Genomic DNA, 15,426 nt, shown 5'->3' with positions numbered 1-15,426 from the left:
TCATTCCTTGTTTAACTAGGAGGTGTTTACGCCTCGCTCATCGTGATCTGGGTGTTATTTTCAGATCCCGATTGAGCAGACAACCCAGATAAGCATTGACGCGATAATTTTCCGTTGCGATTACGAGGCAGTGCATCGTGCACTATCACCTGCTCTGGCAACATGTATTTAGGTAAACGTTTGGCACAGTGAATTTTTAGGGTTAATAAAGACGGCGCATCGCCCTCTACGGCAATATGCGCATGGAGTGCTTTTTGGTTGCTGAGCTCAACTAAACACTCTTTGACTGCTGGGTGCTGGTAAATAGCGCGTTCAACTTCACCAAGATGAACTCGATAACCATTCACTTTCACCATATGATCTTGGCGACCGACATACATCAACTCTCCCAGCTCATTGAAATAGCCGATATCACCTGTGTTATAAGCTTCTGATTGCAGATCTGCGCGCCCCCAATAACCGCTGAAAACAGTCGGGCCAATTACAGTAACAAACCCTTGCTCGCCCACAGGCAGTGCTTTACCTTGTTCATCACAAATTGATAGCAAAGCATTGCTGGCTGGGTAACCTATAGGCAGCTTGTCTGGTACTACCCGAGGAACTTTGTAGTAACTACATACATTGGTTTCAGTCGGGCCATAAAAGTTGTAAAGCTCTGCATTGGGAAACGCTTCACGAAGTTGTTTCAGCGGTTTAATCGCAAAAGCTTCACCAGCAAAAATAATGGCTCTAAGCTGCTGGCAACGCTCAGCAAAGTCAGCCTCAGCTTCTAGCATCATCACCAGTGCAGTCGGCACTGAATACCAAACACTGATCTGCTTTTGGGCCACAAATGACACTAATTTTTGTGCCACATAGCTGTCGATCTCAGATACCAAATGCACACTTGCGCCTGATAATAAAGCCACATAAATATCAAGCACCGATAAATCAAAATGCCAAGGGGCATGATTGGCAAAACGATCTTGCACTGTTGCATTGAGTTTAGTCGCTGACCATTCAATAAAGGCAAGGGCATTTTCATGACTGATTTTGACGCCTTTTGGCACGCCAGTTGAGCCAGAGGTGTAAAGCATATACGCCAAGTCTGTACTTTTACCCTGTTTTGGTAAGTTGAGCTGGCTTGGTTGCTGAGCAGTAATATGTTGCCACGTGTGCACATGCAATACTGAGCTTATTAGCGCATCTTCGTCTAATACTACAAAGTCGCATAAAGCATTATCACCGCGCTGATATTGACTAAACTTAGCTTTATTGGTGATCAATACCTTCATGTTGCAGTCTTGACGAATAATATCCACACGCACTTTCGGATTCATTGGATCGATTGGTACATAAACGGCATTGAGTTTACTCACCGCCAACATGCCAGCCAGTGCTCGACATGACTTATCACACCAAAGCCCCACTCTGTCACCCGCCTTAACACCGATTTTTTGCAGCAGCACAGCAATTTGAGTCGCCCTGAGTTGTAATTCACCATAACTATACGACTCTGAGCTATCGCTCACTGCCAGAGCTTGTTCACCTGCACGCACTAAGCCTTGGGTTAATACTTGATTGAGCAATTTCATAGTAGGCCCAACCTATTACAGATGAGTTCTCGTTGAATATCAGATGTGCCTGAGAACAACACCGAACCTAGGGCATCACGAATGCTGCTATCTATGCCGCTTTCTTGTAAGTAACCGGCCGCGCCATGAATACGAATGGCGTCAATACCAGATTGCACAAACGCCTCGCTGATAGCTAACTTACTTGATGCCACTGCTTTGGTATTATCAACGTCTTGCGACTTTTGCCAAGCCGCAAAATACAGCAATAAGCGCGCACTTTGTAAACGTACTTCCATATCGGCAATACGATGTGACACTGCCTGAAATTTGCTGATGGTTTTATCGCCCTGCTTACGTGTATTGGCAAACTCAATACAGCGCTCTAAATCGTTCTGCATCACACCAATAAATAAAGCAAATAAACAACAGCGTTCCCAATCCATAGAAGCAGCAAAAATACGCGCCCCCTGCCCTTCACTGCCTAGTACATAGTCCTTATGCACTTTTACCTCATCAAAAAAAACTTGGTTTAGCTGCGCCGAATCAAGCCCTAACTTTTTGTAGCTTTTTCCTACTTCAATGCCAGGTAAATCAGCAGGCACAACAAAGGCTGTTTGACCTAAGTAGCCAAACTTAGGGTTGGTGGTCGCATAGAGAACAAAGTAATCGGCCACACTGCCGTTGGTCACATAAGACTTAGCACCATTGATGATGTAGTAGTCACCCTCTTTAGTTGCCTTAGTGGTTAATTTGCCAATATCTGAGCCTGCTTCAGCTTCAGAAATGGCATTTGCCGCAATCTTCTCACCACTGGTCAGTGCCGGTAATAACTCATGTTTTAGTGTTTCACTGCCATGTTCATAAATCGGCATAACGCAAGCAAAGGTGTGCGCAGCACCGGCAAATAAAATGCCGGTATCTGCACAACCTTGACCAAGACCCTCTAAAATTTTAACTGTGGTTAAAATGTCAAAACCACTGCCACAAGGTGAGTAGCGGCTATCTACGGGTAAACCGTAGTAGCCAAACTCACCCAGTGATTGCCAAGCTTCCATTGGAAACTCGCCTGCAGAGATCTTCGAAAAGTCGAGATCTCGTGCAAAGCTCAAGGCGTGCTCATGTAATGCGAGCTGATCCTCATTCCACGCAAAGTTCATGATCTATCCTCAACCAGCCATTTGTTTGCGGTCGTATTCTTCAATGGCATTTCTAAAGATGGTCGGGGCTTTCCATCCTTCACAATCAAAGCAACAGCCACCTAATAGACGGATGACTTCATCGCGTAAATCAGGGTTTTGCATTTGATAGCCAAAGAAAATTGGGTAGATCCAGAAGTAACGAATAAGATCTGCAGCAATTTGCTGACCGCCATTACTCCAATCGCGATATTCGTAGAAAGGCGTCTTCCAATCGTTACCATCGATGGCACGTTTAATGGCATCGGCAGCCTTAATACCCTCTTTCATGGCGAATGACACGCCATAAGAGAAAATTGGATCTAAGAATCGATGCGCGTCACCGATACACAACCAACCATCACCGACAAACGGCTCAATACGGTAAGAGAAGTCTGCCATAGATTGCGATTCACCTACGCGCTCTGCATTTTTGAAACGGCGTCTGATCTCCGGACTGATATGCTCCATACCCCATTCGATGGCATCGTCTGGGTTTTTACACTCTTTGTAGTACAAGTCTTTCGGGATCACTATCCCTAGACTATCTGTGTCTGGCGAGATTGGAATGATCCATGACCAGTGATACTGCTTTGAATATAAAATGGTGGTATTCGTTGAGAAAGGCGGTAAATCGCGCTCAACATTTTTATAATGTGCAAAAGAAGCGATCTGCTGTGAAAAGAACTCGATTTCACGTTTTCCTGCAATGCCCTTGCGCGATAAAAAGGTATTTTGACCACTGGCATCTACCAGTACCTTTGAGCGTACTTGATGCTCAACGCCATCGGCTTTATAAATCGCGCCAACCACTTTTTCTTCATGTTTGATCACGTCTTTAACTAAGCCTTGCTGATATTCAACGCCATGCTCTAGGGCTTTACGCTTTAACATGTTATCAAAGTCGCTACGGCGTACCTGCCAAGTCGGCGCTAAGATAGGAATAAAGAACTCATTTTTTGATAGTGAACCAATCACGTTCACACCGGGTTTGTCTGGGAAGCCTGCTGCATTCATTTCATCAGCCAAACCGAGATCGCGTATGATCTGCCCCGCATTACCTGTTAATGATTCACCAATGTGAAAGCGCGGAAACTCATCTTTTTCAATACATAAAACCGATAAGCCTTTTTTGCGACACTCTATGCCACATAAGCTGCCTGCTGGGCCACTGCCAATAATAACGACGTCGTAACTTTTAAACTGATCCATTACATTGCTTCCCTATTTAAGAAATCTTCCACTACCCAAACAAACTCTTCTGGGCGTTCAGAAGCTGAGAAGTGACCACAGCGAGAAAGGCGAGTAACACTGGCGTTATCAAGTAGCTCAGCGGCTTTTTCACTCCATTCTGGTGGAATAATTTGGTCGTGATTACCTGCAACAAATAAAGTGGGTACCATCACCCCATCAAAAGTTTTCGCAATAGATTGACGCGCATAGTCATCTAAGAAGCTGTGATAGGCAGGGCGAGACAGAACATCATCAAGTAATGACTCTAAGGCTGGCGTCATCTTTGGTGGGTGGTAATAAGCAGCTGCTAAAAATTGCTCTGGGTTTGACGACATTTTCTTTAAATCGCCCCACCAGTTTTCGACGTCTTCAACTAAACCAAAGCCACTACAAACAAGTGCTTTTACTTTCTCAGGGAAACGACGGGCAATCTCAGTCGCAATCATGCTACCTGCAGAGTTCGCCACTAGCACCCACTCTTGCTCTTCAAGCGTTGCAAGGTATTGCAATGTAAACTCAACATGATCAACATAAGAGGGGGCTTCATTGGCACTTTGGCTCAACCCAAAACCCGCTAAATCAAGCGCCACGGCATTGTGACGACCTTGAACTGAACGCAGTGTTGAAGACCAAGATGTTGAAGGATTGCCAAGCGCAGGCAGTAAAATCCATAAAGGGCCATCGCCTTTGACTCGCAATACATGTTGCTTAAAGCCTTCACCTGCATCCACCAGCTCACTCTGAATGCCATAGCTTTCCTGTAATTTCACAAGGCGCTCTAGCTCAGATACCGATTGCTCAGCCTGCATCTCATCTTTTGCGCTTAAGGTGTTAATAAGCGCTGCAAGTGTTTCTATATTCTCAAAATGTACAGGGGTAATATCGTGCTCAGGGATCTTCGCACCATAGCGCTGATCTACATGCGCAAGTAATCTCACCATCGATAGTGAGTTTAAAATACCTAGCTCTAAAAGCGGTGTGTGCTGATCTAAATCAGGTGCCGCACCTTCAAGTAATTCGTTGTTTATAAAGTCGATTAGTTCTTCAATCATGCTAGTTTCCTGTCTAGTCTTTGCAAATCCTTCAGCCACGACTTATTTGCTTTGAATAGTAAGCGATGCCGCGAATGTTCGGGTTCAGTTTGAATCTATTAAAAACCTTACAGGGAATGTTGATATAACTATATAGCCCCTGTGGACTATGGCCTTGGTCCGTTGGGACTATAGGAATGTTCTACACTTAGCTATACCTTGATGGCTCGCTATCACAGTTAGGAAGACTGCAATGCAGCAAACTAAAAACCATTTAGTCAGCCCGGTTAGTCGAGCTGATATTCCTGAGTTAGAGCCCATCTTGCAGGGCATTGAGAACAATCTAGGGTTTATACCAAACGGCATTTTGACCATGGCTAAAAACCCTATGCTAGCTAAAGCATTTGGTCAGTTGTTTGGGTGCTTAAGCCAATTTGAACACATTGGTACAGAACTAAAATGGGCAATTGCCACCATCAGCTCTAATGCTGCGGGGTGCCAATATTGTCAGGGGCATTTCTCGCACATCGCCAGTCGCGTGAATGTGAATCGCGCCAAGGTGTTGGCCGCATTTGAGTTTGAAACCAGCATTTTATATGACGATATCGAGCGTGCAGCACTTCGCTTTGCATTTGCAGCAAGCACCTCGCCTGCTCACCTAGAAAAACACCATTATGACGACTTAGGTAAGCACTTTAGTGAAGCAGCGGTCATTGAGATCTCTGCTGTTATCGCCATTTGTGGCTTTTTAAACCGCTGGAATACCACAATGGACAGTCAACTAGAGGCCGATCCGGCGGCTATCTTGGCTGAAATTAATCAACTTAGCCGTTTTTCCATGTAGGAGCAGTTATGCCTGATATTACTTTTATAGATTTTAGCGGCAATGAAACCACCATAGATGTGCCAGCAGGGACTTCTTTAATGCAAGCCGCGATGGAAAACATGATCGACGGCATTGAAGCTGAGTGTGGTGGTTCAGGTAGTTGCGCAACTTGTCATTGTTATTTAACTGACGACTGGCAAGGCAAAGTAAACGAACCAAATAGTAGTGAAGCAGATATGCTAGAAATGGTCTCAGAGCCGACGGAGTTAAGTCGTCTAAGTTGCCAAGTTTTAGTGTCTGATGAACACCATGGCTTGCAAGTAAGATTACCAGAATCTCAATACTAGATTTGGATAATCTGAGCGTTAGCCACAAAATTAAAGGATAACATCATGGCAAGATGCATCATCATTGGCGGCGGACATGCTGGCGCGCAAGCGTGTATTAGCTTAAGGAAAGAAGGCTGGACTGACGAAATTGTTTTGATCAGTGATGAACACAGCTTGCCCTATCATCGCCCACCGCTTTCTAAAAATTATTTATTGGGTCAGGTAGATGAAAAAGGCTTATTAATAAGACCTGAGCAAGCCTACCAAAAAGATAACATCACCCTAAAATTACGCACTCGAGTGGCAAGAATAGAGCCCGCTTTACAAAGTGTGGTACTGCAAAATGGTGAGCGCCTAAGCTATGAACACTTGCTACTGTGCACGGGCAGTCGGGCGCGTAAAATCACTTGTTCAGGCAGTGAATTAAATAATGTTTTTTATATAAAAACCCTGAAAGACATTGAACAATTAGCTGCACAATTAAACACAGATAAACAGCGTATTGTGATGGTTGGAGGTGGCTACATTGGTTTAGAAACCGCTGCTGTACTCAATAAAATGGGCCATCAAATAACACTACTAGAGCAAGCGCCGAGATTGCTTGCTCGCGTTACCGCCCCGTTTATTTCTGAGTTTTATCAGCAGCTTCACCAACAACATGGCGTAGAAATACATACCAACACACAAGTTTTAGCATTCACCGGTGAGCAAACCGTGACTGGGGTGCGTTGTAAAACACTTACCCAATTAGACGCTCCTGAGCAGTATTTTAATGCCGATTTAGTCATTGTTGGTATTGGCGCCGAAATTAACACTGAGCTTGCTGAACAAGCTGGATTACTGGTGGAGCAAAATGGCATTGTGGTCAATGAATTATGCCAAACCACAGATAAAAATATTTATGCTGCAGGCGATTGCACCATAGGTATTGAGCATCACAGTGGTATCGCATCACGTATTGAATCTGTGCCAAATGCGTTAGCACAAGCAAAAACCGCTGCCGCGACGATTTGTGGTAAACATCAAGCGGTGACGTCAGTGCCTTGGTTTTGGTCTGATCAATACGACTGTAAAATTCAGATCGCAGGCTTAAATCATGGCTATGACAACACTGTATTACGTCAACATTCATCAAACAGTTTTTCATTGTGGTATTTAAAGCAAGGCCGGATCATCGCAGCAGATTGCATTAATACGGCTAAAGATTTTATGGCCGCAAAAAAGATCATAGATAAAAAAATCTCTCTGCCTATCGACATGATAGGCAATACCGATATTGATTTGATAAAACAGCTATCAGGTCGATCCCAAGCTATTTAATTTTTCACAGCTTTTAAAGCAACATTTTACCCAGCTAATTAAGCCTAGTGTTTGAGCCCGTCAGGGCTCTTTTTTCAGCCTCAAAAGACTAATACCAATCCTCAAAAATACTCAATCATTTTGAGGGACTAAAACTGACGCTAATGTCGTTGAAAACTTCTTATTTAGAACAACTAAATAGCAAAATTTTCGCCTTGTTATCGACTAGTTTTTCTTGCCTCAAAATAGACTGCTTAATTAAGAGGACTGGTATAAAAACAAAAAAGCCACAGCGGCTTGTCCCGCTGTGGCCTTTAAATTTTGTTACTCGGTTTAAATTGATTTTACAACTGTGTTAGCTTTTACATTACCACCTAACTCGCGCTCGTTAACCGCATCGCCTGAGTCTATACCATGATGACTGTGATAAGGTTTTGCCACTCCAAAGTCTTCTAAAATGCTGTACAAGCAAGGTAAAACCAGCAGTACCAAACAGGTTGAGGCCAAAATACCAAACACAATACTGGTCGCCAGCGGAATTAAAATCTGCGCCTGCAAACTGGTTTCGAATAACAGCGGCGTCATACCTGCTATTGTGGTCACTGATGTTAACACCACCGCACGAAAACGGTCATGACTTGCTTGAGCGGCAGCATCATGCACTGACAAACCTTCTTTGACACGACGCTTCACAAATTGCACTAACAAAATAGAATCATTAACAACAATACCTGCCAACGAAATAAAGCCCATTAGCGAGGGCATCGAGAAGTTAATACCCATAATAAAGTGACCTAAAATAACGCCTATCATGGCAAACGGAATAGACACCATGACAATTAAAGGCTCAATATAACTTTGGAATTGCAAAGCCAACAGCAAGAAAATACCTATCATGCCGAGTAACATAGCGCGGCGCATAGACGACTGGGTGATCCCCGCATTTTTAACTTCACCTTCAATACTGTAAGCCATATCGGGAAAGCGTGAATTGAGCTCAGACAGCCAGCGTTTTTCGACATCTTTGACCACCGCAGAGGCGGTATTAAGCTCACTATCGATATCAGCGAATACAGAAACCGTCGGCATATTATTCACGCGGTTGATCACCGCAAGCCCTCTGGTTTGCTCGATATTAACTAACGCAGCTAAGGGAATGGCAACTTGGCTTTTTGGATGAATAATCAGAAAGTTATCAAAATCACTGTATTCGTCCATGCTTTGAGCTGCCAGTTTTACTGTCACTTCGTAATTTTCGAGCCCAACATGAATGTCAGATAATTTGCTGCCTTGAAATGCTGGCCTAAGTTGCTGCGCTATGTCCGCAGAGGTAATGCCCGTAACTAATGCATCCGGTTTAAGCGTCAAGGTAAACTCAGGTTTGCCCGGCCTCAAATCGTCGGTAATATTTTGCACTCCAGGATAACCCTTTAACCAGTTTTTTAGCTCAGAGGCTGCCCGACTCAACTGCTCTATGTCGTCAGACTGCAAACGAATATCGACGGCTCTGCCCTGCGGTCCCAATTTAGGCTCTTTGAACGATAAGCTCAGCGCCTCTGGTACATCACCTAATTCTTTGCGCCACAGATCCGAAAAAGCCTGCAAATGGGTATTGCGCTGCTCGGCACTGAGTAAATCCACAGAAATATAGGCCAAGTTGGCTCCTTGATCTTGGTAGTCTGGGTTTTGCCCATACACCACAGTGCTGGCAATCACCAACTCGCCGTCTTCTTGCTCGCTGAGTTTTGCATTGGTGCGCGCCAAAGCTTGCTCAATCTTTCGCATGGTTTGCTGGGTTTTAACCAACGGCGTGCCATTTGGCATTAACAAACGCGCTTGTAATACATCACCATCAATATCAGGGAACGCGGTAAATTTCAGCACGCCAGAAATCAACATACTCAGAGACAATAAAAAGGTGGCGATCACCGCTCCAAACACCAAGTAGCGATAGCGGATCAACACATGGTTCAAATGCAATATCTGCTGATTCCAATGGGTAAACTTAGTTTCAAACCGAGCCCGAATTGCACCAACACGTTGTGCCCATTTTCCGTCTTTGCTTTTACTTTGTAAGGCATGACTTAAGTGGTTCGGCAAAATAAAGAAGGCTTCAATCAAAGAAACAGTGATAACAGAAATAAGCACAATGGGGATCACTTTTAAGATCTGCCCTAAATTACCCTCAATAAAGATCAAACCAACAAAAATACATAACGTAGTAACAAAAGAAGAACACACCCCGGGCAAGACGACTTTAGTACCTTGAAGCACGGCATCTTGCACTTTTAAGCCTTTTTCAATATGCGAACCAATAGACTCAGCGATCACGATGGCATCGTCCATTAAGATCCCAAGCGCCAATAACAGCGCCACCATAGAGAGCATATTGATTGAGATCCCTAAGTGCATCATTAGAAAGAAACTCGCTAAAAATGACACAGGTAAACCCATCACTACCCAAAACGCATATTTGAAAGAGAAAAATAGCCACATCACAAAAAACACCAACAACAAACCTTGCCACGCATTGGTGATCAACAGATTGATCCTGTCTTTAACTAAACTGGTGTTGTCGTTGGTCAAGGTTAAATGCACCCCACTTGGTAAACTGGTTTGTAACTTTGCCAGCACCGCTTCGGTGGCATGTAATACCCTCAGGCTATCTTCGTTGGTGTTCTTTTTAATGGTGATAATGGCTGCAGGCGCACCGTTGAAAAAGATCTGCTTTTCATCGCGTTCAAACGTATCGCTCACTTGCCCTAAATCGGCGATGCGCACGTGATTACCTTGTGTGCCTGTGCTCACTACTACATCTGCCAACTGCTCCGCAGAGCGACGTTCGTCTTTAATACGAATTTGCGTGTCGGCTTCTGATGTTTCGAGCACACCGAGCGGCAGTTCGATATTCTGTGCAATTAAACGCTGACTCAAGGTTTGCAAACTCAAGCCGTATTGTTGCAGCGCGTCTTGTGATGCTGTCACGCGCAGTTGATGTTTAGAAAAGTCGTTGATTTCAACAATCGGAATGTCTGGATGGCGCAGTAAAGTCACTTTAACTTGCTCAGCTAAAGCTTTTAACTCAACGCGCGATAAACCCTTATCTGCGCCATTTTGTGCCGCATGAGTGGTCACTGCGACACTCACCACATCTTGTGTACGTCCTCGTTCATTGATGGTCCATTGCTCAACCTGAGCAGGAAAATCATCTATGGTGTCGATAGCATTTCTAACGTCAGTACTGAACTGTTCAAAGTCACCTTGTTCAAACATTTTGACCGTCATCTGGCCAACATTTTGTCTTGCCACACAATGTTTTTCTTCTAAAAAGCTGATCCCATCTAAGGCACTCTCTAGACTTAAGCAGATCTTTTGTTCGACGTTTTCTGCACTGGCTCCGGGGTAAGGCACCACGATATCGAGCTGGTACTGGTTGATTTTAGGTAAAGTTTCACGGTGAATTTGCGGTAGGCTGACTAAGCCAATCACAATAAACAGCAGCATTAAAATATTGGCTGCTGTGGGGTGTGCAGCAAAAAAGCGGATCATTATTACAGCTCCTTCACTGATGTCACTGCCAATACGGCATTTTCTGGTACTAACTGTAATTTACTGCCTGCGATCACAGGAAACAGATCTGTGGTGACCAGTTTCGCACCTACTAACTTTTCATCTTGAAATAAGAAATAATTTTGCTGCTTCAGCGCACGTCGCGTATCAAGCTTTTGTAATGTGTTTTGTGCATCGGCTAAAAGCGCATAGCGACCTTTTACTACCGCCCTCGGCACTGCAATGAAGTTTTGTTCTGTGGCTAGTAATGTTACTTTTGCGCGCATACCTGCCAATAGGGGCGGCTTGTTTGCTAACTCGATATTTTTATAACTATCGTCAATGGTAACAACCACCCCAACAGTTTGGCTTTGTGGGTCTATTTCATCACTCATACGAGCAATTTTAGCCTGCCAGCGCATACCTTCATGACCCAATAACTCGACCTGAGCTTGCAAACCTTGTTCGTCAAAATAGGCGGCCATACCTTGGGCGGATACCGTTGTAATATTAGGCGGACGTTGAAAGAATCCCGTAAATTGATGAAAGCTGTTAAAGGTGAATTGGGCATTTATTTGTACTTGCGCCACATCGCTGGCACTGAATAATGGCATGCCCATGGTGACCCATTGCGATTGCTCAATATTCACTTTATGAATACGTCCCGTAAATGGCAGACGAACTTGTGTACGTTCAATCGCAAGCTCTGCTTGTTTCACATCGGCTTGGGCTTTATTGACTCCCGCCTGTAGAGCTTTGATCTCTAATGGCAACAAGCTCTTGATATTTTCGTTACGTTGCAAGTCTTGCTGTTGCAATAACACTTGTTGTTGGGCTCTATCTAGCTCATTTTGAGATATACTTTTTTGTTTAAGTAAACGCGCTAAACGCTCGTATTCGCTTTGCGCTATTTTGAGCTTGTTGTGGCTAAGTTTAATGTCGAGCGCATTATTTAATTGTGCGGTCTTCTTGGCTGCAAGTTCGACCTCTGCTGCAGCTAAGTTGGCATTGGCTTTCGCCAGTTGGAGTTGGTAATCACTGTCATCTATTGATAGTAATAAAGAGCCTTGCTCAAATAACTCGCCTTTTTTTAGTGCTGGATGCACAAAGGTAATTTTACCCGACACTTCAGCAATACTATTAAATTTAATATTTGGCTCTACGCGTCCAAAGCCCACTATTTCTGGCTTTACTGCTCGCTGATTGAGCAACTGATAATGCGCTAATTGACCGTCATCAGTCGCAGGCTGATGCTGCATTGACGCATTTAATTTAACTATGATGACAACTAATAGAACGCCAATCGCCACTGCGATAGGCAAGTTCCTTCTTGCACTAAAATTCCACCTCATGAGTTTGTTGCTCCTTTAAGCCAAAAATAAACTGTAGATATAATTCCTTTACACGCTGTTCGCTTTGTATCTCGGCGTCTTCGATTTGCCAAGCTTGCTGACGTAGTGTTTTAAAAATGTAAGGTGATACCAATTGCGTCATCAGTGAAAAAGCCGCCAACTTGGCTTTTTTATGGTCATCAATGCCTGCTTCTTGTTTGATTAACTCAGGTAAGAATTGCGACACTCGCTCTGGAAATGCACTCATAAAGGCCTGTGCCAATGGCGTGGTTTTATTGAGAATTTCTTCCGCTAATAAATGCACAAATCCGGGGTTTGTTTGCAGGATTTGATTGAACTGACGCATAAAGTGATAAACAGGCCGAGCTTGTGCATGCAAATCATCAAAATGAGAAAATTGCTCGTCTGCCAAGGCTTGGATCAACTCTACGAATAGGCCTTCTTTGCTATCGAAGTAATATTTGATCATCGCTGAGTTTACTTTTGCTTCGGCTGCTATCTCTCGAATGGTGATCTGGCTATACGACTTCATGTTGAGTAAATGCTGTGCGGCAATAACCAGCTTAGCCTTTTGTTCCGCTTTTTTGGTTTCGCAAACAGGTCTTCCTCGAGTAACTTTTGTTGTCATTTTATTCTCTCTATATTTAATTAACCAACTGGTTAATTAAATATAAAGTTCATTATTTAGTCAACTGAAGTTTATTTTTTTATTTATAGAATAGATACTTATGCTAACTCTCTTGATTGCGAGTACCAGTTGATGATTGCTTTTACTGCTGCCATAGTTCATAACCTGTAAAGAATACTTCTAGGCTGATTAACAACAGTAAAAAACTCACTAGTTGGCCAACTTTCACTTTTGAACACACATAAGCCCCAAGCGGTGCGCCAACAACAACAATAGGAATTGCGGCCAATAAATATTGTTCTATTTCAGGCGTAATTTCATTGAGATGCCAAGCATTAATGGCGCTGCCCACCAATGAAGTAAATGCCATCACTACTACAGAGGTTGCGGTCGCTTTTTTGATGTCGGCTTGGTAGGCAATGATAAGCAAAGCAAATAATGCGATATCCGAACCAGACCCCACTAAACCGCTAGCAATACCGCCAACAAACCCAACTAATAAAAAGCGTCCTAAGCTAGGCTTTATATGCTCAGCACTCGGTTGATGATGCGCTTTTCGCCACCAGCGCAGCACCATGGTAATAGCAAAACACAAGAGTAGAAAACTGAAAATCGATTTAACCAATAATCTCGGCGCGAATGGGGCTACATACAACAAACTGATTGCCACGCCTAAAGCCGACATAGGCAATGCCATAAAAACGATGTTGGTATAAATAGGAATACGACGACAAAAAATAGTGATTGCTGCCGCAGTCATACCAAAGCTCTGTATCGCCAGAGAAAACACTTTAGCTGTAGCAGGCTCTATGGCTAAAACCTTGGTCATCACAGGAAATGCGACCGCTCCCCCACCTAAAGCTGTTCCACCGGCCACAAAAGAGCCTAATGCCATTGTTAATGCGATCTCAAATTCATGAACTATTTGCAACAATGAATTCGAGAGGCCTTGTAACCAAATCAATGAAGCATAAATCAGCACAGTAAAATAAAATGGCCATGACGATGGTCGTCGTAATCTTTCAATCATGTTACACCTTGATCCCTTTCAATCACCTGTTAAGTCTAACCATATACGTTGACAGATCGTATAGTCTGATAGGACCATCTATCACTCATGTTGCAAAATCAGAGATCTTGAATCACCCGTCATTACCTCACTCAACTGTGTTATTAGATTACATAAAAATTACTAATATCCGTCTATACGGTCTTACTTTGCTCGTTTCCCACCCAGTTTTATGACAATTACTCAAAATCAATAATTTATTCTTTTTTATTCACAATTTCTTCACTTTTAATTGCTATCAATTCCGCATCCATGCTTTAATTAATCACGCGATTAATTAAATTTGAATTTAGTAACTGCACCGCCTGCAGAATTAATATGAATAAATTCATTACCTTGACATCGTATTTTAAGGAGAATGCACATGTTTTTAGGTTGTACTGAAGAGCTATCTAGTATTTTAAAGGCCATAGAGCTGTTAAAAACATCTATAAAAGACCGTTCTTTTGATATCAATATTTTTGAAGAGGTTATGTTTTTTGCTGAAAAAGAAGCGCTGTACATCGCATTAATTGATAAGTCGAACCTGTCTGTAAAAACTGATTATTCAATCGAATACTCACCTAACCAACAACAACAACTGCTAAAAACCATTAATTGCACTAAATTAAACAATGTAAATTTATTAAAAAGCTATGCAAAAGCGAGAAACCCGTTATCTGATATCGCGACATATGATTTAGATAACCAAGACTCTGGATTTGTAACTTTAGTGGCCTTTAATAATAAACGCTCAAACACATCGGCCCCAGCATCTTATTTGATTGAGCTCATTTTACCCTATCTTCATAAAGCACAGCTGTTTAGATATGAATCAATGCGGGCATTTAATTCACCTATTCATTTGCTTACAGGGCGTGAGAAAGAAGTGTTAGACTGGATATCATCAGGCAAAACCAATGGAGAGATTGGTATGATCTTAGGGATCAGCCAATATACGGTGAAGAACCATGTCGCGAAGATTTTAGAAAAATTAAATGCGCCTAATCGCTCGGCAGCCATGGCATTGAATAATGAGTTAAATATATAGGGCTCAGCTTACCATTTGAGTGTTGAATTAAATCAAAACCTTGTTGCGCTAAAGCACAACCTACAGGTAATTGTTTTATTATCTGTAGGTTGTCATTTATGGCGACATTATCGTGCAAAATATACGTTGCGAAGCAAGGTTATTTTTGCGCAAGGGCGACGAGTGACCGAAACGAAGTTTCGCAGCACAAGGAGGTGAGGGTATGGATACCCGATGGGCGTAGCTACATGGATGTAAAACAACACTACATCCAAAACTTCATTTACAGTGCGCGATGCAAGGTTACTTTTGCGCAAGGTGAAATGAGTAATCTTAACAGCTGTCATGGAGTACTCAATCAACAGAACGC

General features: G+C 43.1%; 12 protein-coding genes. 4 read left to right on the top strand and 8 right to left on the bottom strand.

From position 1 onward, the window contains the following. Positions 1-26 precede the first annotated feature (26 nt). From ACGHEH_RS14765 to ACGHEH_RS14750, 4 genes are read right to left on the bottom strand one after another with little or no spacing between them, the layout of a single operon-like run. A complete protein-coding gene (locus ACGHEH_RS14765; RefSeq protein ID WP_390446643.1) occupies positions 27-1,574 on the bottom strand; it encodes an amino acid adenylation domain-containing protein in 1,548 nt (515 codons plus the stop codon). Further along, positions 1,571-2,713, bottom strand: coding sequence for an acyl-CoA dehydrogenase family protein (locus ACGHEH_RS14760; RefSeq protein ID WP_390446640.1), 1,143 nt, complete (start codon positions 2,711-2,713; stop codon positions 1,571-1,573). Before ACGHEH_RS14760 ends, ACGHEH_RS14765 begins: the two co-directional genes overlap by 4 nt. A gap of 9 nt (positions 2,714-2,722) precedes the next feature. Beyond that, the gene (locus ACGHEH_RS14755) at positions 2,723-3,943 is read right to left on the bottom strand and encodes an NAD(P)/FAD-dependent oxidoreductase (RefSeq protein ID WP_390446637.1); all 1,221 of its coding nucleotides are present in this window, start codon (positions 3,941-3,943) and stop codon (positions 2,723-2,725) included. Beyond that, a complete protein-coding gene (locus ACGHEH_RS14750; protein WP_138566808.1) occupies positions 3,943-5,016 on the bottom strand; it encodes an alpha/beta fold hydrolase in 1,074 nt (357 codons plus the stop codon). The genes ACGHEH_RS14755 and ACGHEH_RS14750 overlap by 1 nt, the downstream gene beginning before the upstream one ends. Before the next feature lie 232 nt (positions 5,017-5,248). On the opposite strand from ACGHEH_RS14750, the gene ACGHEH_RS14745 reads away from it, so the two are divergent. Genes ACGHEH_RS14745 through ACGHEH_RS14735 form a run of 3 tightly spaced genes read left to right on the top strand, consistent with a single transcriptional unit; the run spans position 5,249 to position 7,470 of the window. Further along, on the top strand, positions 5,249-5,839 hold the full coding sequence (locus ACGHEH_RS14745; protein WP_390446634.1) for a carboxymuconolactone decarboxylase family protein: 591 nt from the start codon (positions 5,249-5,251) through the stop codon (positions 5,837-5,839). A gap of 8 nt (positions 5,840-5,847) precedes the next feature. Further along, positions 5,848-6,168 carry a 2Fe-2S iron-sulfur cluster-binding protein gene (locus ACGHEH_RS14740; protein WP_130254559.1) on the top strand — a complete coding sequence of 107 codons (321 nt, stop codon included), beginning with the start codon at positions 5,848-5,850 and terminating at the stop codon, positions 6,166-6,168. A gap of 45 nt (positions 6,169-6,213) precedes the next feature. Then, positions 6,214-7,470, top strand: a complete 1,257-nt coding sequence (locus ACGHEH_RS14735; RefSeq protein ID WP_390446630.1) for an NAD(P)/FAD-dependent oxidoreductase — start codon at positions 6,214-6,216, stop codon at positions 7,468-7,470. A gap of 312 nt (positions 7,471-7,782) precedes the next feature. Here ACGHEH_RS14735 and ACGHEH_RS14730 read toward each other — a convergent pair whose 3' ends face one another. The 4 genes from ACGHEH_RS14730 to ACGHEH_RS14715 form a co-directional block, all read right to left on the bottom strand. Further along, complete coding sequence (locus ACGHEH_RS14730) at positions 7,783-10,998, bottom strand: efflux RND transporter permease subunit (RefSeq protein WP_390446627.1); 3,216 nt, start codon at positions 10,996-10,998, stop codon at positions 7,783-7,785. 2 nt (positions 10,999-11,000) lie between these two features. Further along, the gene (locus ACGHEH_RS14725) at positions 11,001-12,350 is read right to left on the bottom strand and encodes an efflux RND transporter periplasmic adaptor subunit (RefSeq protein WP_390446624.1); all 1,350 of its coding nucleotides are present in this window, start codon (positions 12,348-12,350) and stop codon (positions 11,001-11,003) included. After that, positions 12,334-12,978 carry a TetR/AcrR family transcriptional regulator gene (locus ACGHEH_RS14720; protein ID WP_390446621.1) on the bottom strand — a complete coding sequence of 215 codons (645 nt, stop codon included), beginning with the start codon at positions 12,976-12,978 and terminating at the stop codon, positions 12,334-12,336. The genes ACGHEH_RS14725 and ACGHEH_RS14720 overlap by 17 nt, the downstream gene beginning before the upstream one ends. A 142-nt stretch (positions 12,979-13,120) precedes the next feature. Beyond that, complete coding sequence (locus ACGHEH_RS14715) at positions 13,121-14,008, bottom strand: sulfite exporter TauE/SafE family protein (protein WP_349284606.1); 888 nt, start codon at positions 14,006-14,008, stop codon at positions 13,121-13,123. A gap of 403 nt (positions 14,009-14,411) precedes the next feature. Between ACGHEH_RS14715 and ACGHEH_RS14710 the strand changes: the two genes are divergently transcribed. Then, positions 14,412-15,077: a helix-turn-helix transcriptional regulator gene (locus ACGHEH_RS14710; RefSeq protein WP_349284607.1), complete on the top strand. Its 666-nt coding sequence runs from the start codon at positions 14,412-14,414 to the stop codon at positions 15,075-15,077. The last annotated feature ends 349 nt before the right edge of the window (positions 15,078-15,426 follow it).

Source organism: Pseudoalteromonas sp. MTN2-4, assembly GCF_042848605.1.
Taxonomy (GTDB): Bacteria; Pseudomonadota; Gammaproteobacteria; order Enterobacterales; family Alteromonadaceae; genus Pseudoalteromonas.
The sequence above is the reverse complement of the archived record's forward strand: the minus strand, read 5'-3'. Positions and strand labels throughout refer to the sequence as shown.

Coding starts and splice junctions, on each gene's coding strand:
- ACGHEH_RS14765 (WP_390446643.1), bottom strand. CDS start 1,574: ATGAAATTGCTCAATCAAGTATTAACCCAAGGCTTAGTGCGTGCAGGT.
- ACGHEH_RS14715 (WP_349284606.1), bottom strand. CDS start 14,008: ATGATTGAAAGATTACGACGACCATCGTCATGGCCATTTTATTTTACT.
- ACGHEH_RS14745 (WP_390446634.1), top strand. CDS start 5,249: ATGCAGCAAACTAAAAACCATTTAGTCAGCCCGGTTAGTCGAGCTGAT.
- ACGHEH_RS14725 (WP_390446624.1), bottom strand. CDS start 12,350: ATGAGGTGGAATTTTAGTGCAAGAAGGAACTTGCCTATCGCAGTGGCG.
- ACGHEH_RS14740 (WP_130254559.1), top strand. CDS start 5,848: ATGCCTGATATTACTTTTATAGATTTTAGCGGCAATGAAACCACCATA.
- ACGHEH_RS14710 (WP_349284607.1), top strand. CDS start 14,412: ATGTTTTTAGGTTGTACTGAAGAGCTATCTAGTATTTTAAAGGCCATA.
- ACGHEH_RS14760 (WP_390446640.1), bottom strand. CDS start 2,713: ATGAACTTTGCGTGGAATGAGGATCAGCTCGCATTACATGAGCACGCC.
- ACGHEH_RS14755 (WP_390446637.1), bottom strand. CDS start 3,943: ATGGATCAGTTTAAAAGTTACGACGTCGTTATTATTGGCAGTGGCCCA.
- ACGHEH_RS14735 (WP_390446630.1), top strand. CDS start 6,214: ATGGCAAGATGCATCATCATTGGCGGCGGACATGCTGGCGCGCAAGCG.
- ACGHEH_RS14720 (WP_390446621.1), bottom strand. CDS start 12,978: ATGACAACAAAAGTTACTCGAGGAAGACCTGTTTGCGAAACCAAAAAA.
- ACGHEH_RS14750 (WP_138566808.1), bottom strand. CDS start 5,016: ATGATTGAAGAACTAATCGACTTTATAAACAACGAATTACTTGAAGGT.
- ACGHEH_RS14730 (WP_390446627.1), bottom strand. CDS start 10,998: ATGATCCGCTTTTTTGCTGCACACCCCACAGCAGCCAATATTTTAATG.